Source organism: Convivina praedatoris, assembly GCF_933208495.1.
Taxonomy (GTDB): Bacteria; Bacillota; Bacilli; order Lactobacillales; family Lactobacillaceae; genus Convivina; species Convivina praedatoris.
The window spans coordinates 207,907-231,340 of sequence record NZ_CAKOET010000001.1; the positions used below are offsets into that span (position 1 = coordinate 207,907).

Here is a 23,434-nt window from a genome sequence, read left to right on the forward strand (position 1 = left end):
ATTATGTCAAAAACGGTTAGTGCAGCCATTGTGACTTATAACCGATTAGAATTGTTGAAAGAATCTTTGGCGGCCGTCTTAGCTCAAAGTGATTACCTTAGCCATGTGATTGTTGTCAACAATAAATCTACCGATGGGACGGCTGAGTACTTAGACCAACTTGATGATCCTCGTTTGGTAATTTATAACTCGCCGGATAATTTAGGTGGAGCTGGCGGTTTTAATCAAGCTGTTAAATTATTTGCTAATGAGTTAGATGATGACTTCATCTGGTTGATGGATGACGATACCGTTGTTGAACCAGATGCCCTAAAGTATTTAGTTGAATTTATGGAAGAGCATCCCCAGACTAGTTTTGTTAATTCTCAAGTTCGTTGGGGAGCTCTGGATGGTAATCCATCATGGATGAACGTTACGGCTCCGCGTGGCTTTACCTGGGCCTTGAATTTGGATCGTGAAAATCCTGGCGTTGAAGTAGTCAATGCGACCTTTGTTTCGGTTATGTTTTCTAGGCAAATGGTGGGGATGGTTGGTCTTCCTCAAAAAGAATACTTCATTTGGGGAGATGACATGGAATACACCAACCGTTTAGCCGATGTTTATCGGGGATACACGGTTATCAATTCCATTGCTGTCCATAAATCTAAAGAGAACACTTTACCTGGTGATATCATTCGTGAACGCGATGCCAGCCGACTTTGGCGTTACCGCTACGAGTATCGTAATCGAGTTTTAACTGCCCGTCGCATTTCTAAAAAAGATATGTTTAGAACATTTTTTGGCATTTATTGTCATGACCTTCTACGGGTTATGCTAAAGCGTCAGGTTGCTTTCCGATTCCGTAAAATCGGGATGGTTTCGTGGGGTGGTATTCGCGGACTCTTCTTTAATCCTGAGATTGAATATGCAGCTGATTTGCAGCGTACTAAGCCACGTTCAATTAATAAATTAATGAAGAACCTGATTAAAGAGCGTAAAGCTGCCAATATTAAGGATAATCTTCTCTTAGATGATGAAATTAACCTAATCGAGAAAGGCTAGATAGACTGATCATAACGGTCTAAATTTTGAAGGTGGTTAACAGTGACAAAAAAAATATTATACGCTGTTCCCAAACGAGCCCTTGATATTCTTGTTTCATTAACGGCCTTGATTGTGCTGTCACCAATTTTCCTAGTAGTTGCTTTAAGAATTAAGTTTGATAAAACAACGAGTCGAATCATTTATCAACAAGAGCGGATTGGCCGTTTCGGTCGACCATTTAAAATCTATAAGTTTCAAACCATGGTAGATAATGCTGAGCGTATTTTGAAAAGTAACCCAACTCTTTATCAAAAATTTGTGGATAATGGCTATAAATTACCAACCAAAGAAGATCCTCGTATCACTAGCTATGGTAAGTTTTTACGGCGTACCTCTTTGGACGAACTTCCTCAGTTTATGAATGTTTTACGGGGAGAAATGAGTATTATTGGGCCACGACCAATTGTGCGTGATGAGTTAAAAGAATATGGTAGTCAGGTTGATACCTTCTTATCAGTTAAACCAGGTGTTTTTGGCCTCTGGCAGGCTAAAGGGCGTAGTAATATACATTATCCGCAGCGCGCAGCCATTGAGCTTGAGTATGTACAACATGCCAGTTTGGGTTTTGATTTTTATGTTTTGTTTAAGAATGTGATTATGGTTTTTAAACAAGATGGAGCATTCTAATGACTAAAATAAAAATTTATGTTGCCAGCCATAAAGAATACGCTATGCCCCAAGATTCACTCTATCAACCAATTTTTGTCGGGAGTAGTCTGAAAAATGGAGTTCCGGCCGGTTATCAGCCTGACAATACTGGTGATAATATTTCCAACAAAAACCCAAACTACAACGAGTTAACCGCTCTGTACTGGATTTGGAAAAATGATCAAAATTCCAGGGTGATTGGTTTAGACCATTATCGGCGTTATCTGGGTGCTAAAGCTGGCCATCAGTTAGCGGATCGCTTGACGACAGAACAGATTGACAACTTGCTGAATCAAGCTGATATCATCTTGCCCAAGGCGCGCAACTACTACATTGAAAATCAAGAGGATCATTATCTTCATGCCCATGCCCATCAACCTTATGAGATAATGAAGACGGTCTTGGCCAAACAATTTCCAAAATATTGTCCGGCATTTCAAGCGCTAGAAAAATCAACTTCAGCCCATCTTTTTAATATGTTTATCATGCCACGGGCTTATTTTGACGAGTACGCTACCTTTGTGTTTGCGGTCTTGGCCGAAGTTGAGCAGCAGGTGGATATTGAACAGTTAGAAGGGCAAGAAAAACGGGTATTTGGTTTTCTTAGCGAATTATTGATGGATACCTGGGTTAATACCAAGGGCTTGAAAGTGGTTGAATGTCCAGTCATTAATCTAGAAAAAACGAATTGGTTGGATAAAGGGTATCAGTTTTTAAAGCGTAAATTTTTACCTAATACAAAGAAGAAGGTACATTTTTAAAATGACAAATCAATTTAACACAAAAAATTACGACTATTTGGTAGTGGGGGCGGGGCCTTTTGGCATGACTTTTGCCTATGAAGCAGCTAAGCGAGGTAAGCGTTCGCTAGTGATTGAAAAGCGTGCATTTATTGGTGGAAATACGCACACTCATACTGAAGAGGGGATTACGATTCACGATTTTGGTGCTCACATTTTTCATACTGACAACAAAGAGGTTTGGGATTATGTTCGTCAATTTGCTGAATTTAATGGCTTCCAAAATCAGGTAATTGCTAATTATAAGGGTGATTTGTATAACTTGCCCTTTAACATGAATACTTTCTACCAAATGTGGGGAACCAAGACGCCGGATGAAGCCAAGGCTAAGATTGAAGAGCAAAAGGCAGCCGCTTTGAGTGAACTCGGTGATCGTCAGCCTCGTAACTTGGAAGAGCAAGCTATTTCATTGATTGGGACTGACATTTACCAAAAGTTGATTAAAGGCTACACTGAAAAGCAGTGGGGTCGTAAGGCGACAGAATTGCCAGCCTTTATTATCAAGCGCTTACCAGTTCGTTTTATTTACGACAACAACTACTTTAATCACCGTTATCAAGGAATTCCAGTTGGTGGTTATACGCAAATCTTTGAAAAGATGATTGAGCGTTCAAACGGTCTGATTGATGTCATGACTGATACTGATTTCTTTGAACATCGTGAAGTTTTGATGGATGAATTCCCTCGTATTTTGTATACCGGTATGATTGATCAATTCTTTGACTATAAATTTGGTGAATTGGAATATCGTTCTTTGCGCTTTGAAAGCGAGACAAAGAATAGTGATAACTACCAAGGGAATGCTGTTATTAACTATACTGATGCCCAGACTCCTTATACACGTGTGATGGAGTGGCGTCATTTTGATGGTTTGGCTGATGAAGGTAAAACCATCATCACTAAAGAATATCCACAAGATTGGGATCGTAGCAAGGAAGCTTATTATCCTGTTAATAACGAGCGAAATACTGAGATTTATAAACAGTATGCCAAGGAAGCTCGCCAAAACCATCCTGAGGTTATCTTTGGTGGCCGTTTAGGGAAGTACCGTTACTTTGATATGGATCAGGTGTTTAACGACGCCTTTAACACTGTCCGGGACGAATTTAAGGTCGATGACCAGTTTAACTTCGCCCATGATACGGTGGATTAAAAAAGCCCGTTAGGGCGTACATAATGTTTATAGGGGATGGAAAGATATATGGATACTCAAACACAAGAAATGAGCATTTTATCTCTTGTTGTACCAGTGCACAATGAAGAAGATACAATCAACATTTTTTATCAAGAGCTTCAAAAAATTTCTCCACAATTACCAGCTACAATTCATTATCATTTTATAGATGATGGATCAACGGATAATACTCTAGCAATTTTACGTAAATTAGCAGCTAAGGATGCCAACGTTCATTACATTAGTTTTTCCAGAAATTTTGGTAAAGAAGCGGGCCTTTACGCTGGTTTGAAACAAGCTGATGGTGATTTTGTGGCGGTAATGGATGTGGATTTACAAGATCCACCAGAGTTACTACCAGAAATGTTAGCTGGTGTTCAAAATGGCGACTATGATGCGGTTGGTACCCGCCGTTCAAATCGTGATGGGGAATCGAAGATACGTTCTTGGTTCTCAGAGCAGTTTTATAAGTGGATGAATAAAATTAGCCAAACTCACTTGGTTGATGGAGCTCGAGACTATCGGGTAATGACTCGTCAAATGGTGGATGCTATTTTAGCTTTGCCTGAAAATCAACGTTTTTCAAAGGGAATTTTTACTTGGGTAGGATTCCGAACGAAGTATATTCCTTTTGAAAACCGTGAACGGGTAGCCGGTAACACGTCTTGGTCATTCTGGTCATTAACTAAGTATGCTATTGAAGGAATTGTCTCCTTTTCAACCGTGCCCCTGACAGTGGTAACGGTACTAGGATTTTTGTCCTTTATCGTTTCAATTATTAGCGCAATTTTTATTGTAATACGAGCATTAATCAGTAATACTAGTGTTGCTGGGTGGCCCTCAATGGTAACTATCATTCTGTTTATTGGCGGGATTCAACTTTTGAGTTTGGGAGTAATCGGGCGATATATTGCGGCAATTTTCTTAGAAACAAAAAAACGACCAATTTATATTAGCCGTGAGGAAAAATAAACAAACTTGAGTTGACTTGCTTGACCGTTTTGAAACTTTTTAGTACAAGTTTAAGGAATTTGAGAAATGATATTGAAAAAAACTCAAAATAGCTTTTTATTGTTGTCTGCTTTTTCATTATTTGTATTATTAATGGTAGCTAGTTTCTTGTATCCAGAAAATAATGGTACTAGGTTAACTGCTCCTTTTTTTTCTAGATTTTTTAGAGTGGGGGCCACTTTAACTGTAATTTTAGGATTGTTATCGTTTAAACAATTAACGGATAGAACTAAAAAAATACTATTTTATATATTATTATTGCTGTTAATTGGTGGACAATTATGTTTTATTTTAGCCTTCCAAAGGCCGCTACATACTGATACAGCCTATGTGATAACAATGTCCGAGCGACTGGCTAACGGGAACTTTGATTGGTTTCATTATTTTACGATATATCCTAATAACGTTAATATAACTATATTTTGGGCATTCATTTTCAAAATATTAAATTTTGTTGGTTTATCTAATCATGAAATAGTTTATCCATGGTTGCAGTTGATTATCCTCGACTTTAGTTTAATTTTTTTTGCTAATGCAACAAATAAGTTAAAAGCTGGATTGGGAAAGTATGTAGTTACTTTATCATTTGCCTATGCACCATTGGTTATGTACGTTATTTTTCCATATAATGATATTTTTGCGGTATCGTTACTAATTATCGGTATTTCGTGTTTTATACTGGCAAACTTAACGTCTAATTTCATGCAACAGATTATTTACTATATTGTTACTTTTGGGAGCCTTTCGCTAGGTGTTGCTATCCGACAAAATCTAGTAATAATTCTAATTGCGTTAGTTTTAACTATTAGTTTGTCTAAAAGATATTTACCACTACAAAAACTAATATTAATTGTCAGTCTGATTGCTACTTGCGCCGTGTTCATTTTAGGTTTTCGAATAGCTGCTTCTCATAGTGATTTTCATCCGAATGTGAATCAAGAGACTCCAACAATGCGTTATGTTAATATGTCCTGGAATCCTGGTACATCGGGTGAAATTGATGTTAATGATGCGTGGCATTGGAGTGAACTTCCCAAGGCGGAAAGAAGTAAGGCACTTAGTCATGAATTGAAGCATCGACTGAAAGAGTTGGGGCCGATAGGAATCGTCAAACATATGGTTAAAAAAATAGCGTATATGTTCTCGATTGGTTTACCATATCAAGATATGGAAGATGTCCAGTTTACTTCCATAGTTAAAATGCCACAATGGAAAGTTAAAAAGTTTTATGCTGTATTAACTAACCTATTCCAACCGTTGTATATAGTGATGCTATTATTCAGCTGTTATACAGTTTTTAACAATTTTAAAAATAATAAACATGGATTGTATAGTGATGTAGTATTCTTTGCAGCCGTATCTGTGCTGGGGACAGTTATGTTTCATGCTCTTTTGTGGGAAGTGCGTGATAGGTATGCGTTGCCTATATTCCCATTTGTAATTTTATTATCAGCAATGGGCATTGCTAGTTTGAAAAAAGATGGCCTGGCAATACCAAACTTTATATCAAAAATAACGTTACTTCATACTGCTAGTGCTTTGGCTGTGGTACTAATAGTTATAAATGGTGTCAGTCAGTTTAACCAATTTTCTAAAAGTGTACGTCAAGATGGGTTAGTTTATTCGTCTGGATTTTTGCCTTATGCTGAACCAACAGAAAAAAGGCAATTAATTGAACCTAATCAGCAATATCAAACGGATTCATTTGTATTAAGTGATAAGGTTAATTCGGTCTTCTTTGGACAAATTGCTACTAAGGAAATGACTGACTTAGTATTTACACTGGTTAACAGTAAAACTGGTGTACAAACTATCTTGCCAGTTAAGAATGGTGGAGTAGATTTACCTCAAGCCATTCCAAGCGGGAAATATTACGTCAATCTGATAACTGGCAATTCACCAGTTGAATCAACATTTTTACTCGAGCAATCTGGTATTAGTAGTTTACAAGGACCACAAGTTCTTAAAGATGGTAGAAGAATACCAGGTATGAGATTAATATTTGATCTCAAAAATAGTTTGCGAGTTAGTATCATACCCATGAAACTGTACATATTACTTCATGTGGTAGTTCTGTTGATAATACTATTTTTATGGCATCGTTTATATGTAATATATCAGATAAAAAATAATTAGAATACTTAGTAGAAAACTACTTAAATAGTAGAGGAGTATAAATGATAAAGAAAAAAATGGTTTATTATTATTTATTGAATTTTATTTTTATATTGTCATTGGCTTTTTTATCAACTTTTATAGTTTTTAAAGGGCATTTTTATAATCTATCAACTGATGGTTTATATCATCTTAGTCGATTTGAAAATATTTATCAGGCATTAAAATTTAGAGAATTACCTTCATTGTTTAATTTTTCCTATGTATCTGTTAATAGTTTTGCTGGTGTGGCCATTAATGGAATGTATCCATGGTTGACCGGAATTTTATTTATAATCCCCAGATTTATCTTTAATAATCCATTAATGGCATTTGCTGGAGGATTTTTCCTGCTTAATATAATTACTATAATCAATAGTAATTTTTTGATGTCAGAAATTACTTCTAATCGTTTCTTAATATATACGGGGACAATAATTTATCAATTTAATAATTTTCATTTTATTGATTTATATTCTAGAACTGCTATTGGAGAAGCACTCGGATATGCTTTTTTCCCACTTGTTGTTTTGGGTCTACTACAAATACATAAGAATAAAAAAATGGGTATTTGGACTTTAGGAATAGGCATGGGACTTTTGGCTAATAGCCATATTCTATCGCTTGTTTTTGCAACAATCTTTGTTATTATTTTTGAAATAATTAAAGTAATAACAAGGAAATTTAATTTTAAAATACTCCTTCAATTATTGTATGCTGCAATTATTTCTTTTCTTGTTGGATTCTACTCCCTATACAATATTATAAGTATCTTTATTAATGCAAAATTAATAGGGCCTGGCAGAGGGATAGCTGGAATGATTCCAAGTGCAGCATTTCAGGCCCTCCTTGATAATAGCATGGCAGAACATGATGCATGGACAATAGGACTACCATCATTCATATTATTGATAACTCTGACAATATTGTATTTTTTTGAGGGGAATTTAAAGTGGGCTGGTTGGATTGTTGCTAGTGATGTTATCTTACTATTAATGATGGATTGGCTACCTTGGCAAATACTGGTAAGTACTTTTATTAGTAATTTCCAATTTTTAAGTAGATTTACAATTTTTATTGTTCTATTTTTAGCTATTGGATTTATTTCATATTGTGCTCATAATAAAGGGAAATTAAGAATCAGTAATTTACTTATTTTAAATTGTTTAATTATTTCTTTTTCCGTTGCTGGTATTTATCAATTTCACAAGAGTTATTTGGGAGAACAGACATATCATCATGCTTTAACATCCACTAATTATTATCAACTAATGGGAAAGATTCCCACTTTTGCTGATTATCTTCCCATTAATAAAGTAGATAATAAACCAGCAATTAATTCAGAAATTAAATTTAAACGTGCATCTGTGACTAGTAAAGATATCAATTCAATAAGTTTTAAAGTTAATTCTCTTGATGATGAGACTGTTGTGTTACCTGCTGTAATGTATGATAACTATAAATATAAAGTGACAGTTGATGGAAATATAGTAACAAATTTATCTAATAATCTTTTAAAAGTAGATTTGAGTAGAGGGCATCATATAGTGAAATTGGAATCTGAAAGTTCAAGAAATTATGTACCATTTGCTATTAGTATTACATCTATGTTGTTTGTATGTTTGAAGATTATTTTACTCACTAAAGATAAATCTGTTTAGAATATTAATAAATTAATTGAATTATCATAAATAGGATTTGAACAAATATGTCTAAGAAATTTAATTCTTCTTTTTTAAAAATTTTTTTATGGATTTTACTTTTATCATTATGTTATACACTAATCACTGTATCGCTTAATTATGTTCAGGGCGGAGCTTCGGATAGAATATTTCACTTAATGCGATTAGTTGAAAACTACACTAATTTAAGGCAACATAGTTTAACTTATATTATGACGACAACATTTGGCGCGGCTGGACAGGGGATTAATTTTTTCTATCCGACTGGTAGTTTGTGGCCATTTTTAGTGTCAATGTTGCTCATAAAAAATCCTATTCATGCTCTATTTTGGGGAACGTTTTTACGTACAGTAATTGGTTTTGCTGCCAGTATTATGGCAATGAAATTGTTAAAATATAGCGATAAAATCTCGTTCCTTTTTGCTGTTTCATATATTTTTTCTACCTATTTGCTTTACAATGCTATTCCTAGATTTGATCTTGGAGAAGCAATGGCTGTTTTATTCCTGCCACTTGTTTTTGCTAGTTTCTATATAGTGTTAAATTCGAAGAGGAACACGCCTTTTGCTTGGTTAGTATTATCCGTGTCTTTGACTCTAGTAACGTATTCTCATCTTCTGACTACTGTTTTGACAGTTTGTATTTTGTTTTTCTTAATGATTGTTTATTTCATAAAAAATTATGGTTTTAATAATTTAAAAAATATTTTCTGTCAATTATTACTAGCTGGAATTACTTATATATTAATGACATTAGGATTTTGGGTACCACTAGTGGACCAATTGATTGGTACACATATAATGCACCCTGAATTACCTTATGGGTTTGGATTACCAAGTATTATCGACCCTTCCTTTGATGAAATTATTAAAGTATCGCTAAGTAATCATATACAAAATAATGGCGTTACCGTGGGTGTATTGGTATTAACAGGAATTGTTATTTTAGGGATTAACTTTAATAAGTTACAGCCTAAAAACAAGTGGATGTACATGTTGGGACTGCTTTTTTTAATATTATCCACGGATATTATGCCATGGGCTATGTTGGCTAAAACACCGTTATCGGTTATACAAATGCCTAGCCGTTTTATTCCATTTGCTAATTTATTTTTAATTTACGTCATTGTTTCAGAACAAGGAAGATTTTTAAAAGTATATCTGGGGAATAAAAAGAAAGTGACATACCTAATTTTCTTGCTGATGCCAATTTTATTGGCAATGGGATCATGTGTGATTTATTTTCAGCAGCAACATGCAGTACCGATGGCATCCAAGGGAAAAAGTGTTGCCTATAGCTGGGCGAAACGAGTAGATTCACAAGCAAATTGGTTTGGTATGTCGGGTAGTATTTATGATGATTATCTGCCAACTGCTACTACAACGGTTAAAAGGCATGTTAATCAGGGGGATATTTTAATTGACCAGCAAGTTATAAGTGGAAAAGATACAGTTAGACAGCCGATACCTAATGGGATGGTTTATCAGGTTAAAAGTTTGGAACAAAAAACAGGGAAATTAACCTTGCCATTTTGGACATATAATAAAGGCCATTATGTAATTTCAATAAATAATGGCGGAGAACAGCATATATTGAACTCAAAAACGAATGTGGCTTCTACAATGACTACATTGCAAAAGGGAAATAATACTGTTCGTATTCAATTTAAAAGCCCTGTAATTTATAAAATTGCCAAACTGATTAGCTTTATTTCAGTATTAGTAGGGTTGTTCCTGTTAGTATGGTACCAATTGTTTAGAAAAAATCATTCAATTAAAATTAAACATTAATATTTACAATCTGGAGCATGTTATGGAATCTAAGGTTAGTGCAGTAATTGTCACTTATAATCGTTTGTCCTTGTTAAAAGAAGTAATTAATAGTCTGCAAAATCAACAAACTTCATTAAGTCACATCATTGTGGTGGATAATGCTAGTAAGCAGGACACGCAGGATTATCTGGAATCACTAGGAAATCAAATTGATTATCTACGTCTTCCTGAAAATATTGGTGGGGCTGGTGGCTTTAATCGAGGTGTACGTCATTTTATGGAGCATACTGACGATGATTATGTCTGGCTCATGGACGATGACACAGTACCTTATCCCGACACTTTAACAGCTTTGTTAAATTTTGCCCAGCAACAACAAAACTTTGGTTTTTTGGCCAGTGATGTACGTTGGACTGATGGACATCGTGCCAAGATGAATCGTCCAGCACCGATGAATCGCCTACAAGTCATTCCAGAAAATCAGGTAGAGCCAGTACAACTTCAGAATGCTACTTTCGTGTCTTTACTGTTAAAACGCTCAGTAGTTAAACAAATTGGCTTGCCTATCACTGAATTTTTCATCTGGGGTGATGACATTGAATATACGGAAAGGGCAGGACGAATAGCGCCAGGATATTTTGTACCTAGTGCAAAGGTGGTTCATAAAATGACTACTAATGTTGGTAGTAGTATTTTAAATGATGTGCCAGCACGGATACCACGCTACTTTTATTCTTACCGTAATAAGATGTACTATGCCAATCGACGAGATGTTTATCGTAAAAATCGGGCTCGGGCGAGAATGTTGTACGAATATTTGCAATTATACTTTTCAAGAGTTCCTCAGCGTAAAGAACGTTTAGCAGTTTTTAAAAGCGGTATCAAGGCTGGTCAGTCATTTAATCCGGTGGTAGAGTATGCTAATGATTTAGAAGATAAATAATTTTTATTAAATTTTAATTTTGATACGATAGCATAATAACAAATACATCTTAGATTTTGGAGTTCACATGATTGATAAAGTAAAGGATCTGTTCCAAAAATACCGAGAAGCCATCTTCTATCTCTTTTTCGGCGGAGCCACTACCGTTGTTAGTATTGTTACTTATACAATTTTTTCAGCAATATTTCACTGGGAAGTTACTGTTTCTTATGTACTTTCTTGGTTCTTATCTGTACTTTTTGCCTATGTTACTAATCGGATTTGGGTCTTTCATTCTCAAATTAAAGATTGGCAGGGGGTTATCCAAGAAATTTGGCAATTTTATCTTGCCCGGATTGTCACTGGAATTTTAGGTTGGTTAATTTTAATGTTTGGTGTGCATTTGTTACATCAGAATGATCTTATTTGGAATGGTATTCAAAACATCTTTGTAATCGTTTCTAACTATGCCTTAAGTAAGATTTATATATTCAAAGACAAATAAAAAACCTGGTAATCATTGATTACCAGGTTTTTTAAATCTTACTTAACGTACTTTGACAAACGTGACTTTTGACGAGAAGCCTTGTTCTTCTTGATCAAGCCCTTTGAGTAGGCGTGGTCAATAGCCGCAGAAGCTTCGCGGTAAAGCTTTTCTAAATCACCTTCGCCAGCAGTAGCGGCCTTTTCCAAACGCTTGATAGTCGTCCGGTAAGCACTACGTAGTGGCTCATTACGATCGTGTTGCTTTTGGTTTAAGCGCACACGTTGAATTGAAGATTCAATAATAGGCATATGTCTTTCTCCTTAAATTTGATACGAGGTTTTGAGTTAATCCACTGATTAACGACGCAAACCTAGGCGTTGGATCAACTCACGGTAACGTTGAATATCGTTGTTGCGTAGGTAACGTAGTAAGTTACGACGGCGACCGATCTTCTTCATCAAACCACGTTGTGAGTGGAAATCATGCTTGTGAGCTGCCATGTGTCCGTTTAATTCGTTGATGTCAGCAGTTAAAACTGCAACTTGAACTTCAACTGAACCTGTATCGCCTTCTTGACGGGCATATTCCTTAATGATTTCGTTCTTACGTTCTTGTGTAAGGGCCATAATCATATCCACCTTTCTAATTTGTCTCCGCTAGCTGAGTGAAACGACGGTGAGACGCTAAGCTAAGGTAACGGACGGTTGTGTTATCACAACGCTCTCAATTATACCGACTTTTCCTTAAAAAGCAAATTAGGGCAAAACTAATCTATGTTAAAATAGATAGGTATAACAATAACTAGAAAGGATAGTAGTTCGGCTTGTTTTAAAGCAAGTTCAAATGAAAGTGGTAAATATGGCGGAAACAATTTCCAGAGACGATGTTGCCCACGTTGCCAGCTTGGCAAAGTTGGCTTTTGATGAGGCTAAATTAGACCAGTTCACTGATCAATTAACTGATATTTTAACCCTTTTTGAAACCCTATCAGAAGTCGACACGAGTGCCGTTGAGCCAACTTATTCGGTTACACCAAATGTGAATCATTTGCGTGAAGATGTCGCCGATAATTGGCATCAAAAACAAGAACTATTGGCGAATTCACCTGAAGAAGCAGCGGACCTAATTAAGGTTCCAGCCATCATTAAGGGGGAAGATGATTAATGACATTTAATTACTTTGATCATGATTTGAGTGATTTACATCAAAAGCTCCTTAATCATGAACTAACAGCCCAAGAATTAACACAGGCAACGCTTGATAACATCGCAGCTAGTGATGGTGACGTTCAGGCCTTTCTAGGTACTAATGGACCTGAAGCCTTGCAACAAGCTCAGGAATTGGATGAAAAGGGTGACTTTTCTAATCCATTGGCTGGTATTCCCATGGGACTAAAAGATAACTTATCAACTAAGGGTCTAGAAACAAGTGGTGCTTCTAAGATTTTGGCTGGCTTTAAACCGGTCTATGACGCCACAGTAGTCCAAAAGTTGCAAGCAGCTGGTGCCATTTCTGTTGGAAAGCTCAACATGGATGAATTTGCCATGGGTGGGTCTACTGAAAATTCAGCTTACCAAAAAACAACTAACGCTTGGGATCACACCAAGGTTCCGGGTGGTTCTTCTGGTGGATCAGCAACTGCAGTCGCTGCTGGACAAATTCCTTACGCCCTTGGTTCAGATACCGGTGGATCAATTCGTCAGCCAGCCGCTTTTAATGGTATCGTTGGGTTTAAGCCAACCTATGGTCGAGTGTCCCGTTTTGGTTTGTTTGCGATGGCTTCATCGTTAGATCAAATTGGACCGCTAACTCGGACGGTCAAGGATAATGCCTTGGTTTTAAATGCCATTGCTGGTTTTGATAAGATGGATTCAACTTCAGTTGAATCCGAAGTACCTGATTTCACGGCTCGATTGGGCCAAGGAATCAAGGGGATGCGGATTGCTGTTCCCAAGGAATACTTTGAAGAAGGAATTGATCCTAAGGTAGCTCAACAAGTTAAGAGTGCCATTGAGCAACTCCGTGAGCTGGGCGCAACAGTTGATGAAGTTTCTTTGCCTCATACTCGTTACGGGGTAGCGGCTTATTACATTATCATGTCTTCTGAAGCTTCTTCAAATTTGCAGCGCTATGACGGTATCCGATATGGTTTCCGATCCCCCGATGCTAAGAGTCTGGAAGATGTTTACGTTAAAACTCGTTCGGAAGGCTTTGGTGATGAAGTTAAGCGCCGAATTATGCTAGGAACTTTCTCATTATCAGCCGGTGCTTATGACGCCTTCTTTAAAAAGGCAGCGCAAGTTCGGACTTTGATTGTTGAAGACTTTAACAAGGTCTTTAATGATTATGATTTGATTGTTGGCCCAACCGCCCCAACAACAGCCTATGGCTTAGGCGAAGAAATCAATGATCCTAAGGCCATGTATTTGGCTGATGCCTTGACTATCCCAGTTAACCTAGCTGGTTTGCCTGGCTTGTCAATTAATGCTGGTTTTGTAGATGGATTGCCCGTTGGCTTGCAATTAATTGGTAAGCCATTTGATGAAGCTACAATCTATCAAGCTGCCCAGGCCTTTGAAGATGCAACCCGTTGGTTTGAAAAGCGACCTGCTGTCGCAGAAAAGTACTGAGGAGGAAAAAATGGCAAACGGAAATTTTGAAACAACGATTGGACTTGAAGTTCACGTTGAAATGCAAACCAATTCCAAACTATTATCACCCTCACCGGTACACTACGGGGATTCACCCAATGCTAACACCAATGTAATTGACTGGGCCTATCCAGGGGTTTTGCCAGTTGCTAACAAGGGTGCTTTGGAATACGGAATGCGCGTAGCTCTGGCCTTGAATGCGAAGATTTCACCGTTTATTCGCTGGGATCGTAAGAACTATTTCTATCCTGATAATCCTAAGTCTTATCAGACTACTCAGTCACAAACACCATTGGGAACTAACGGTTATTTAGATGTTAAGCTAGAAAATGGTGAAACTAAGCGCGTGCGGATTCACGAATTGCACGTCGAAGAAGATGCTGGTAAAAATACCCATGGGAACGATGGAAATTCTTATGTCGATTTGAACCGTCAGGGAACGCCTTTGGTGGAAATTGTTTCTGAACCAGATTTGCACTCACCAGATGAAGCTTATGCTTATTTGGAACAGTTGCGTCAAGTTATCTTGTTTACTGGCGTTTCAGAAGCCAAGATGCAAGAAGGACAGATGCGAGCTGATGTTAACATTTCAATTCGTCCATACGGGGCCAAGGAATATGGTACTCGAGTTGAAATGAAAAACGTCAACTCCTTTAACTACGTGCGTAATGCTTTGATTTATGAAGAAAAGCGTCAAGCTGCTGCTTTGCGTGCTGGTGAAAAGTTAGTTCAGGAAACCCGTCGTTACGATGAACCGACTAAGTCAACCATTTCGATGCGAGTAAAGGAAGTTGCCGATGATTATCGTTACTTCCCTGAACCTGATTTGTCGCCCATTGAAATTAGCCAGGATTGGATTGATGAAGTGGCCGCTAATTTGCCTAAGTCAGCGGCGCAACGGCGTCAGTACTATGTTGATGATTTGGAGATTGAGCCTTATGATGCCGAAGTTTTGACGCAAACTTTGGCCATGGCTGATTTTTATGACCAAACTGTTCAAGCAGGCGCAGATCCTAAGCGAGCTGCTAACTACCTGATTGGGGATGTGAATGCTTATTTGAATAAGACCCAGCTGGAATTACAAGAAACTAAGCTAACGCCAGCTAACTTGGCTGGTATGGTTAAGTTGATTGAAGATGGTACGATTTCAACTAAGCAAGCCAAGAAGGTCTTTGAGGCGATTATGGATGGGGAAGAACCCGAAGCCTTTGCCAAGAAGAATGGTTTGGTGCAAATCAGTGATACAGCGATCTTGTTACCATGGGTAACCGAGGTCTTGGACGCTAATCCGCAGTCAATCGAAGACTTCAAGGGTGGTAAAGATCGTGCCGTTGGTTTCTTGATTGGGCAATTAATGAAGAAATCTAAGGGTCAAGCTAATCCAGGTGTCTTGAATCAACTTTTGATGCAAGAATTAAAGCAACGTTAATTTTATTTAAGTGAACCGTGCTGGTTCACGTACATATTAGTAAGAATGAAAGAAAGGTCCAGCCAAGAGCTGCGATGGCAAGGTAAAGATGAAAAGAGCTCGAATTATTTATAATCCAACCTCTGGTCGTGAAGTAATTAAACGCGAGATGCTCGATATTTTAGCGGTCTATGAAAAGGCTGGCTATGAAACCTCTGCTTTTGCTACTACACCAGATCCGCTCAGTGCCGCTAAAGAGGCGGAACGAGCCGCTAAGGATGGATTCGATTTAATCGTGGCTGCTGGTGGCGATGGAACCATTAACGAAGTGGTCAACGGTGTGGCTCCTTTACGGAAGCGCCCGATGATTGCCATTATTCCAGCTGGGACGACCAATGATTATGCCCGGGCGTTAAAAATTCCCCGAGACGAGCCCTTGGAAGCTGCTAAGGTTATTTTTAAAAATGAAAATATAAAAATGGACATTGGCAAGGTGAACAATCTAAATGGAAGCAAGTATTTTATGAATATTGCGGCTTTAGGGACGATTAGCGAGGTAACTTATGCTGTCCCTTCAATTATGAAGTCTCTGTATGGTTACTTAGCTTACCTAATTAAGGGAACCGAGTTGATTGCCCGAGTTAAAAATGTCAACGCCCACGTTAGTTATGATGGCGGTGAATATTCGGGTAGTATTTCAATGATTTTCCTAGCTTTGACTAATTCAGTCGGTGGTTTTGAGTCAATTGTGCCTGATGCTAAGCTTGATGATGGTAAATTTACCTTGTTGATTGTGAAAACGGCCAATATTTTCCAAATTATGGAGTTAGTGGCGCAAACGCTCAATGGTGGGCGCCACATTGATAATGAGAATTTAATTTATAAAAAGACGAATAAAGTTGAAATTACACCGCTAAGTGATGAACAGTTAAAAGTTAACTTGGATGGTGAATACGGTGGTGATGCGCCGATGAGTTTTAAAAATTTGAGACAGCATATTCGTTTTGTAGCGAATCGTTCGGCAATGTCTGTCCGTGCTATCGAGGAAAACGCCAAGCAGCAATTTGTCGAAGAAGTTGAAAAATTAGAAGCACAAGAACAAAAAGAAAATTAGGAAAATAATGGCAAAAAAAAATCGTTTGATTCAGTTAAAAGCGCCAGTACAAAAAAATGATGAGATAGAAGCCCAGGTCGTTGACTTGAGTTATCAGGGGATGGGAGTGGTCAAAGTCGATCATTTCCCAATTTTTGTGTTAGATGCCTTGCCTGATGAGTTAGTTAAAATTCAGATTACTAAGGTCTTAAAGAACTATGCTTTTGGTCGCGTTTTGCAACGTTTACAGGATTCTCCTCAGCGAGTTGAGCTAACTGATCAGGTAGCCTTGAGCTCTGGAATTGCACCCTTAGCGAATTTGGCCTATCCAGCTCAATTAGATTTTAAAACGCGGCAAGTAGAGGAGGTTTTTAAAAAGCAACATTTATCCGTCACCGTGGCCCCAACGATTGGGATGGAAGACCCTACCCATTACCGCAATAAAGCCCAGGTGCCGGTGCAGATGATTAATGGTCAATTGAGTACCGGTTTTTATCGGCGGGGGTCCCATCGTTTAATTCCAACGGATAGCTTTTATATTCAAGATGCTCACGTTGATCAGGCAGTTCGAGTGACCCGTGATATTTTGCGTTCCCTGGGCATTAGTGCCTATGATGAACAAAGTAAAAAGGGTGTTGTTCGTCATATTATGGCTCGCTGGGGTTACCATTCCCATCAATTGATGGTTGTAGTAGTTACTAGAACCGCCAAGTTACCTCAAGCTGATCAACTAGTCGAAGAATTACAGACCCAATTACCACAGTTAACCAGTGTCATTCAAAATATTAATGGGGCACCAACCAACGTCATTATGGGGGCTAAAAACCATGTTTTGTGGGGTAAGCCAGCCATTGAAGATGAACTTTTGGGTAAGCGCTATGTAATCGGTCCGAATTCCTTTTATCAAGTCAATCCGCAAACGACGGCCACAGTTTATCAATTAGCCGTTCAGGCGGCCCAGTTAAAGCCCAGTGATACTGTTATTGATGCCTACTGTGGGATTGGGACAATTGCCTTAACGGTTGCCGATCAGGTCAAGCAGGTTTACGGCGTTGAAGTCGTGCCTGAAGCAATTAAAGATGCCCAATATAATGCCCAGTTAAATCATGTGCAAAATGTTGATTTTGTGACAGCTGATGCGCCCGAGCAGATGTTTACCTGGTCGCAAGCTGGTTTGCAACCGGATGTGATTTTTGTTGACCCACCACGTAAGGGGTTGACGCCGGAATTGATTGATGCTTCGGTCAGTATGCAACCGAAAAAAATTGTTTATGTGAGCTGTAATCCAGCTACTTTGGCCCGGGATGCAGCCCAGTTAGCTAAACAAGGTTATCAAATTGTAAATCCAGTCCAGCCGGTTGATCAATTCCCCCAGACCTTACATGTTGAATGCGTGGTTACTTTTGTAAAATCCTAATAGATAAGAGAGGATTGTTATGCCAAAGAACGCTGATACACCAATGATGGAACAATACCATCGAATAAAAAAACAGTACCCCGATGCCTTTGTTTTCTATCGGCTTGGGGACTTTTTTGAGTTGTTTGAAGATGATGCTATTTTAGGTGCTAAGTTACTGGAATTAACCCTAACTTCCCGTAATAAAAACTCTAAAAATCCAGTTCCAATGGCTGGTATCCCTCATCATGCGGCTCAAAATTATATTGACATTTTAGTTGACCAAGGCTACAAGGTCGCCATTGTTGAACAAATGGAAGATCCAGCGGCCGCTAAGGGAATGGTTAAACGAGATGTCGTTCAATTAGTCACGCCGGGAACCAAATTAAATGGCCAAGGCCAAGACGGTAAGGAAAATAATTATCTGGCAGCGTTGTATCCCAATTCAACTGGTTTTTCTTTAAGCTATCTTGATTTATCAACTGGGGAACTGAAAGTTACCAGTATGACTCATTTGGCGGATGCTTTGGATGAATTAAGCTCGATTGAAGCTAAGGAGGTTGTTCTTTTACGTAATGATGAGCAAACCACACAATTACGCTTAGCTGACCAATTGGGTCAGCGGGGAATGGTGGTTTCGCATGAAGAATTAGGCGAAGCCAGTGCAACCATTAGCTATCTAATTAATTCCTTGGATTCCAGTGAGCAACGCTTAGTGACGACTTTGTTACTCCAGTACCTGTTTGAAACACAACGACGAAATTTAGAGCATATTGTGCCTGCGCAAGCTTATGAACGCTTGGCTTATTTACGGTTTAATCAAGCGACCCGCTTGAATTTAGATTTAGTTGAAAATGCTCGGACCAAGAAAAAAACTGGTTCTTTATTAGGTTTAATTGACCAAAGTAAAACGGCGATGGGCGGCCGATTACTCAAGCAGTGGCTCTTACGCCCCTTGCGAACTGTGGATAAGATTAACGAACGCTTGGATTTGTTAACTGCTTTTACCGAAGAATTTTTTGTACGGGGTACCATTCAAGACCAGTTGAAGTCGGTTTATGACTTAGAACGTTTGGCCGCTCGAGCGGCCATGGGCAGTATGAATGCCCGTGAATTAGTCCAGTTAAAACGCTCTTTACGGTCAATCCCAGCGATGAAGACTGCCTTGGAAAGTGCGGATAGTCCACTGCTAAAGAAGGCTGGTATTAGCCTGGATGGTTTAGTTGATTTAGCAGATTTAATTGAGGCAGCGATTGTTGACGATCCACCAATTAGTGTGCGGGAAGGGGATTTGATTAAGGATGGCTATGAACCAGCCATCGATCAGTACCGTTCGGTCCTTAAGGATAATCAGGACTGGGTGGCTAGTTTTGAAAAAAGTGAGCGACAGGCCACGGGTATTTCTTCGTTAAAAGTCGGCTACAATAAAAATTTTGGCTATTTCTTGGAAGTAACCAAGGCTAATATTTCTAAACTAGCACCGGATCGCTATGAACGTCGGCAGACTTTAACGAATGCCGAGCGCTTTGTGACTCCTGAATTAAAAGAGCATGAAAGCCTGATTGTCGAAGCCCAGGCCAAACGAACTGAACGGGAATACCAAGTCTTTACTGCGGTTCGAGACCAAGTTAAGGCCGAAATTAAACGGCTCCAACAGCTGGCCCGGCAGGTGGCGCGTTTAGATGTCTTAGCCGCTCTGGCTGATGTGGCTGAACAGCGAAATTATGTCCGGCCGAAATTTTATCAAAACCATGCCCAAATTAATATTTGCCAGGGCCGTCATCCAGTAATTGAAGCTCTTTTGGGACCGGGCGAATTTGTGGCTAATGATGTGATTTTTGATGAGAAAACTAACATTCAATTAATTACTGGACCCAACATGGCTGGTAAATCAACCTATATGCGGGAATTGGCGCTGATTGTGGTCATGGCTCAAATTGGTAGTTTTGTCCCGGCTGATCAAGCCCAATTGCCTATTTTTGACCAGATTTTCACTCGAATCGGGGCTAATGATGATTTGGTCAACGGCCAGTCAACTTTCATGGTGGAAATGGCTGAAGCTAATTTAGCTTTGCAAGAAGCCAGTGCCCATTCGTTAATTTTGTTTGATGAGTTGGGTCGTGGTACGGCAACCTATGACGGGATGGCCTTAGCTCAGGCAATTATCGAATATTTAGATCAACATATTCATGCCAAAACCCTATTTTCAACGCATTATCATGAATTAACAGTCTTAGCTGACCGTTATGCTGATATTGAAAATGTTCATGTGGGTGCTGAAGTTGATGATCAAGGTAAACTACATTTTTTACATCAAGTTCAAAAAGGACCGGCCGACCGTTCATATGGAATCCATGTGGCGGCCCTAGCTGGTTTACCACAGCCACTGATTCAAAATGCGACAACTATTTTAAAGGATTTAGAGTCGGGTGGCAGTCAAACTGTGCCAGTTTCTAAACCAGTTATGCCAACTGCTAATCACCTTGCTGAAGAAATTCCGCTCTTTAACATTCAAGAAGAGCCAGACGCCAGTCAGCAAGTCTTAAAGCAACTCGATGAATTGAAAATTAACGAATTAACACCTTTAGAAGCACTCAATACTTTAAATCAGCTGCAGAAAATGAGGTTAGAAAATGGCTAAAATTCATGAGTTATCCAATTTACTTGCCAACCAAATTGCGGCGGGAGAAGTAATTGAACGGCCAGCCAGTGTGGTGAAAGAGCTGGTCGAAAATGCCATTGATGCCAAAGCTACCCAAATTCATGTTTTAGTAGAAGATGGTGGTAAAAAATTAATTCGAGTAGTTGACAATGGGCAGGGAATTGAGCAAGAAGATATTCCGTTAGCTTTTGTGCGGCATGCTACTAGTAAAATTTCCAATCGGCATGACTTGTTTCAAATTTTATCTTTGGGATTTCGGGGTGAGGCTTTGCCGTCAATTGCTGCCGTAGCCGATGTCACCTTAGCTTCCCGGTCTCAGGATGAAGAACAGGGCTTAACCTACCAGGTTAAAGGGGGCGAAGTGATTGGTAGTCAGTCTGCTAATGGTCGATTAGGGACCTCAGTTTCGGTACGGGATTTGTTTTATAACACGCCGGCTCGTTTAAAATACCTCAAAAGCAAGAGTACCGAACTGGCTAAGATTGTCGAAAATATTAACCATTTAGCCCTCGCCTATCCGAAAATCGCCTTTCATCTAGCTCATAATGGCCAGGTACTTTTCCAATCGGCCGGAAAAGGTAATTTGCAGCAGGTGATTGCCAATATCTACGGTCGTGATGTTGCGCAAAAAATGCGTTCAATTAGCGGGAAAAGTGAGCATTTTAAAATTGATGGGTGGGTTTCTCGACCTGATTTAACTCGTAGTTCCCGTGATTATCTCACGGTTTTGGTGAATCACCGTTTTGTTAAAAATTTTTCAATTACCAATGCTGTCGTGCAGGGCTATGGCTCCAAGCTAATGGTCGGCCGTTTTCCAGTTGGTGTGATTAATGTTGAATTAGATCCGCTTTTGGTTGATGTTAATGTACATCCGCAAAAATCTGAAATTCGCTTGGCCGAAGAGGGAGAATTGACGCAGCTAGTGGTTCAAGCAGTCCGAGATACTTTGGGAGAGGAAAATTTAATCCCAGATGCCTTTGAAAATTTGTATGGGCCTAAGGATTCACAACCTCGTCCAACTGTTAGTAAGCCTTTATCCCCAGTTGTTCAACCAGTAGTGACTACTGAAATCAAGCCACAAATGGCTATAGAGAATGCGGCTATTTTGATTGAACACGCTAGTCAGTTAGCTCAACCAGCCGTTCAGGTCTTTACGAAAAAATATCAAGAAGAAGATTGGAAGCCAATTTTTGATGAGAATCCAGAACCAACTACTCACCAATTAGCCCAAGAACCTAAAGTTTATCAGAGTGGTAGTCCTGCTAATGAACAGTTGGATTTGGATTTTAATACCAGCAAGGAAACGGGTTTTCCAGTCTTGGATTATATCGGTCAAATGCACGGTACTTTCTTATTTGCACAATCGGTTCAGGGCCTGTATTTAATTGACCAACATGCGGCCCAAGAACGGGTTAATTATGAGCATTTCCGTCAGGTAATTGGGCAGGTTAGTCGTGACCAACAACAGCTATTGACCCCATTGGTTTTGCATTATTCAACGGCAGATGTTTTAAAAATTATGGATCATCAGCAGCAACTTCAAGAAGTGGGGTTGCAGTTAGAAAGTTTTGGACCAACTAGCTTGATTTTACGTGAGCATCCAACTTGGTTTATCAAAGGCCAAGAAGAAGCAACTGTCCGGGAAATGATTGATTGGATTTTACGGGAAGGTAGTTTGACGGTGGCTCAATTTCGTGAAAAAGCAGCCATCATGATGAGTTGTAAGCGGGCTATAAAGGCGAATATGGCCTTAAATGATGCTCAGGCCCGGCAACTCTTAGTTCATTTAGCTCAGTGTGAAAATCCCTATAACTGTCCGCATGGTCGGCCAGTTTTGATTTCTTTTAGCCTTGGTGACATGGAAAAGATGTTTAAACGGATTCAAGATGCCCATCAAGCTTGGCAAACTTATGACACCCATCCCTTCTAATTAATTGAAAGGTAAATAATGAATAATAATGATATTGTAATTCGCTTGCGTTATGCACTTAATTTAAGTAGTACCGATTTGCGTCATATTTTTAGTTTAGGGAATCTGGAAATTTCGGGGGCTACTTTAGATAAAATAATGACTAAACAGGACGCTGAAGCGTCCTTTGATCAACACCTGACAACCCATGATTTAGAAGCCTTTTTAAATGGTTTAGTGGTCTATAAACGTGGTATTAAAAAGAATGCTCGGGGACAGGAAGTTAAACCTAGTTTTGATATTACTGAACCGGCGATGATTAATAACGTGGCCATCAAAAAGATTAAAATCGCTTTGCACTATACTAGTGAAGATTTACAAGAATTAATGGAACTAGCTGGCGATCAAATTTCAAAGGGTGAATTAAGTGCGGTCTTGCGACGGCCTGATCATCGTAACTATCGACCAGCCGGTGATCGCTATCTGCGTAAAATTTTAAAGGGGATGGCCCTTAAATATCGGTCAAGTTGATTTTAGCTGTTAAAAATTTTTGATTTGGTACTATAGAGGTAATGAGATATT

The 23,434-nt window shown here is 38.8% G+C and carries 20 protein-coding genes; 18 read left to right on the forward strand and 2 right to left on the reverse strand.

What is annotated here, in order from left to right; translation table 11 throughout:
* Nucleotides 1-3: 3 nt before the first annotated feature.
* The 10 genes from M4974_RS01020 to M4974_RS01065 all read left to right on the forward strand — a co-directional run bounded on the left by M4974_RS01020 (nt 4) and on the right by M4974_RS01065 (nt 11,751).
* Nucleotides 4-1,041, forward strand: a complete 1,038-nt coding sequence (locus M4974_RS01020) for a glycosyltransferase family 2 protein (protein WP_371831384.1) — start codon at nt 4-6, stop codon at nt 1,039-1,041.
* Nucleotides 1,042-1,083: 42 nt separating this feature from the next.
* Nucleotides 1,084-1,710 carry a sugar transferase gene (locus tag M4974_RS01025; RefSeq protein ID WP_248705589.1) on the forward strand — a complete coding sequence of 209 codons (627 nt, stop codon included), beginning with the start codon at nt 1,084-1,086 and terminating at the stop codon, nt 1,708-1,710.
* Between the two features lie 8 nt (nt 1,711-1,718).
* Complete coding sequence (locus M4974_RS01030; protein WP_248705775.1) at nt 1,719-2,492, forward strand: DUF4422 domain-containing protein; 774 nt, start codon at nt 1,719-1,721, stop codon at nt 2,490-2,492.
* Between the two features lies 1 nt (nt 2,493).
* A complete protein-coding gene (glf, locus tag M4974_RS01035) occupies nt 2,494-3,684 on the forward strand; it encodes a UDP-galactopyranose mutase (protein WP_248715712.1) in 1,191 nt (396 codons plus the stop codon).
* 48 nt (nt 3,685-3,732) lie between these two features.
* Nucleotides 3,733-4,677: a glycosyltransferase family 2 protein gene (locus M4974_RS01040; RefSeq protein ID WP_248705587.1), complete on the forward strand. Its 945-nt coding sequence runs from the start codon at nt 3,733-3,735 to the stop codon at nt 4,675-4,677.
* Between the two features lie 66 nt (nt 4,678-4,743).
* On the forward strand, nt 4,744-6,852 hold the full coding sequence (locus tag M4974_RS01045) for a hypothetical protein (RefSeq protein WP_248715713.1): 2,109 nt from the start codon (nt 4,744-4,746) through the stop codon (nt 6,850-6,852).
* Nucleotides 6,853-6,893: 41 nt separating this feature from the next.
* Nucleotides 6,894-8,531 carry a glycosyltransferase family protein gene (locus M4974_RS01050; protein WP_248715714.1) on the forward strand — a complete coding sequence of 546 codons (1,638 nt, stop codon included), beginning with the start codon at nt 6,894-6,896 and terminating at the stop codon, nt 8,529-8,531.
* A 47-nt stretch (nt 8,532-8,578) separates the two neighbouring features.
* Nucleotides 8,579-10,342 (forward strand): 6-pyruvoyl-tetrahydropterin synthase-related protein, encoded by a 1,764-nt coding sequence (locus M4974_RS01055; protein WP_248705584.1) that lies wholly within the window; start codon nt 8,579-8,581, stop codon nt 10,340-10,342.
* Between the two features lie 22 nt (nt 10,343-10,364).
* Nucleotides 10,365-11,267, forward strand: a complete 903-nt coding sequence (locus tag M4974_RS01060; protein WP_248705583.1) for a glycosyltransferase family 2 protein — start codon at nt 10,365-10,367, stop codon at nt 11,265-11,267.
* Between the two features lie 67 nt (nt 11,268-11,334).
* The gene (locus M4974_RS01065; protein WP_331473726.1) at nt 11,335-11,751 is read left to right on the forward strand and encodes a GtrA family protein; all 417 of its coding nucleotides are present in this window, start codon (nt 11,335-11,337) and stop codon (nt 11,749-11,751) included.
* Nucleotides 11,752-11,789: 38 nt separating this feature from the next.
* Here the strand turns inward: M4974_RS01065 and rpsT are convergent, their stop codons facing one another.
* Both rpsT and rpsO read right to left on the reverse strand, forming a co-directional pair.
* Nucleotides 11,790-12,041: a 30S ribosomal protein S20 gene (gene rpsT, locus M4974_RS01070; RefSeq protein ID WP_248705582.1), complete on the reverse strand. Its 252-nt coding sequence runs from the start codon at nt 12,039-12,041 to the stop codon at nt 11,790-11,792.
* A 48-nt stretch (nt 12,042-12,089) separates the two neighbouring features.
* Nucleotides 12,090-12,359, reverse strand: a complete 270-nt coding sequence (rpsO, locus tag M4974_RS01075) for a 30S ribosomal protein S15 (protein ID WP_248705581.1) — start codon at nt 12,357-12,359, stop codon at nt 12,090-12,092.
* A 232-nt stretch (nt 12,360-12,591) separates the two neighbouring features.
* Between rpsO and gatC the strand changes: the two genes are divergently transcribed.
* The 8 genes from gatC to M4974_RS01115 all read left to right on the forward strand — a co-directional run bounded on the left by gatC (nt 12,592) and on the right by M4974_RS01115 (nt 23,383).
* Complete coding sequence (gene gatC, locus M4974_RS01080) at nt 12,592-12,897, forward strand: Asp-tRNA(Asn)/Glu-tRNA(Gln) amidotransferase subunit GatC (RefSeq protein WP_248705580.1); 306 nt, start codon at nt 12,592-12,594, stop codon at nt 12,895-12,897.
* Complete coding sequence (gene gatA / locus M4974_RS01085; protein WP_248715715.1) at nt 12,897-14,363, forward strand: Asp-tRNA(Asn)/Glu-tRNA(Gln) amidotransferase subunit GatA; 1,467 nt, start codon at nt 12,897-12,899, stop codon at nt 14,361-14,363. The genes gatC and gatA overlap by 1 nt, the downstream gene beginning before the upstream one ends.
* Before the next feature lie 10 nt (nt 14,364-14,373).
* Nucleotides 14,374-15,813, forward strand: coding sequence for an Asp-tRNA(Asn)/Glu-tRNA(Gln) amidotransferase subunit GatB (gene gatB / locus M4974_RS01090; RefSeq protein WP_248705578.1), 1,440 nt, complete (start codon nt 14,374-14,376; stop codon nt 15,811-15,813).
* A gap of 88 nt (nt 15,814-15,901) precedes the next feature.
* Complete coding sequence (locus tag M4974_RS01095) at nt 15,902-16,906, forward strand: diacylglycerol kinase family lipid kinase (protein WP_248705577.1); 1,005 nt, start codon at nt 15,902-15,904, stop codon at nt 16,904-16,906.
* A gap of 7 nt (nt 16,907-16,913) precedes the next feature.
* A complete protein-coding gene (gene rlmD / locus M4974_RS01100; protein ID WP_248705576.1) occupies nt 16,914-18,302 on the forward strand; it encodes a 23S rRNA (uracil(1939)-C(5))-methyltransferase RlmD in 1,389 nt (462 codons plus the stop codon).
* 19 nt (nt 18,303-18,321) lie between these two features.
* Entirely contained in the window at nt 18,322-20,922 is a 2,601-nt protein-coding gene (gene mutS / locus M4974_RS01105) for a DNA mismatch repair protein MutS (protein ID WP_248705575.1), read from the forward strand.
* Nucleotides 20,915-22,873, forward strand: coding sequence for a DNA mismatch repair endonuclease MutL (gene mutL / locus M4974_RS01110; protein ID WP_248705574.1), 1,959 nt, complete (start codon nt 20,915-20,917; stop codon nt 22,871-22,873). Before mutS ends, mutL begins: the two co-directional genes overlap by 8 nt.
* An 18-nt stretch (nt 22,874-22,891) precedes the next feature.
* Nucleotides 22,892-23,383, forward strand: a complete 492-nt coding sequence (locus M4974_RS01115) for a YehS family protein (RefSeq protein ID WP_248715716.1) — start codon at nt 22,892-22,894, stop codon at nt 23,381-23,383.
* The last annotated feature ends 51 nt before the right edge of the window (nt 23,384-23,434 follow it).

Bases quoted from the DNA above. Each gene is read 5' to 3' on its own strand.
- rpsO (WP_248705581.1), bottom strand. From the start codon at position 12,359: ATGGCCCTTACACAAGAACGTAAGAACGAAATCATTAAGGAATATGCC.
- mutL (WP_248705574.1), top strand. From the start codon at position 20,915: ATGGCTAAAATTCATGAGTTATCCAATTTACTTGCCAACCAAATTGCG.
- M4974_RS01060 (WP_248705583.1), top strand. From the start codon at position 10,365: ATGGAATCTAAGGTTAGTGCAGTAATTGTCACTTATAATCGTTTGTCC.
- rlmD (WP_248705576.1), top strand. From the start codon at position 16,914: ATGGCAAAAAAAAATCGTTTGATTCAGTTAAAAGCGCCAGTACAAAAA.
- M4974_RS01055 (WP_248705584.1), top strand. From the start codon at position 8,579: ATGTCTAAGAAATTTAATTCTTCTTTTTTAAAAATTTTTTTATGGATT.
- M4974_RS01115 (WP_248715716.1), top strand. From the start codon at position 22,892: ATGAATAATAATGATATTGTAATTCGCTTGCGTTATGCACTTAATTTA.
- M4974_RS01095 (WP_248705577.1), top strand. From the start codon at position 15,902: ATGAAAAGAGCTCGAATTATTTATAATCCAACCTCTGGTCGTGAAGTA.
- rpsT (WP_248705582.1), bottom strand. From the start codon at position 12,041: ATGCCTATTATTGAATCTTCAATTCAACGTGTGCGCTTAAACCAAAAG.
- M4974_RS01065 (WP_331473726.1), top strand. From the start codon at position 11,335: ATGATTGATAAAGTAAAGGATCTGTTCCAAAAATACCGAGAAGCCATC.
- gatB (WP_248705578.1), top strand. From the start codon at position 14,374: ATGGCAAACGGAAATTTTGAAACAACGATTGGACTTGAAGTTCACGTT.
- M4974_RS01045 (WP_248715713.1), top strand. From the start codon at position 4,744: ATGATATTGAAAAAAACTCAAAATAGCTTTTTATTGTTGTCTGCTTTT.
- M4974_RS01040 (WP_248705587.1), top strand. From the start codon at position 3,733: ATGGATACTCAAACACAAGAAATGAGCATTTTATCTCTTGTTGTACCA.
- mutS (WP_248705575.1), top strand. From the start codon at position 18,322: ATGCCAAAGAACGCTGATACACCAATGATGGAACAATACCATCGAATA.
- glf (WP_248715712.1), top strand. From the start codon at position 2,494: ATGACAAATCAATTTAACACAAAAAATTACGACTATTTGGTAGTGGGG.
- gatC (WP_248705580.1), top strand. From the start codon at position 12,592: ATGGCGGAAACAATTTCCAGAGACGATGTTGCCCACGTTGCCAGCTTG.
- gatA (WP_248715715.1), top strand. From the start codon at position 12,897: ATGACATTTAATTACTTTGATCATGATTTGAGTGATTTACATCAAAAG.
- M4974_RS01020 (WP_371831384.1), top strand. From the start codon at position 4: ATGTCAAAAACGGTTAGTGCAGCCATTGTGACTTATAACCGATTAGAA.
- M4974_RS01050 (WP_248715714.1), top strand. From the start codon at position 6,894: ATGATAAAGAAAAAAATGGTTTATTATTATTTATTGAATTTTATTTTT.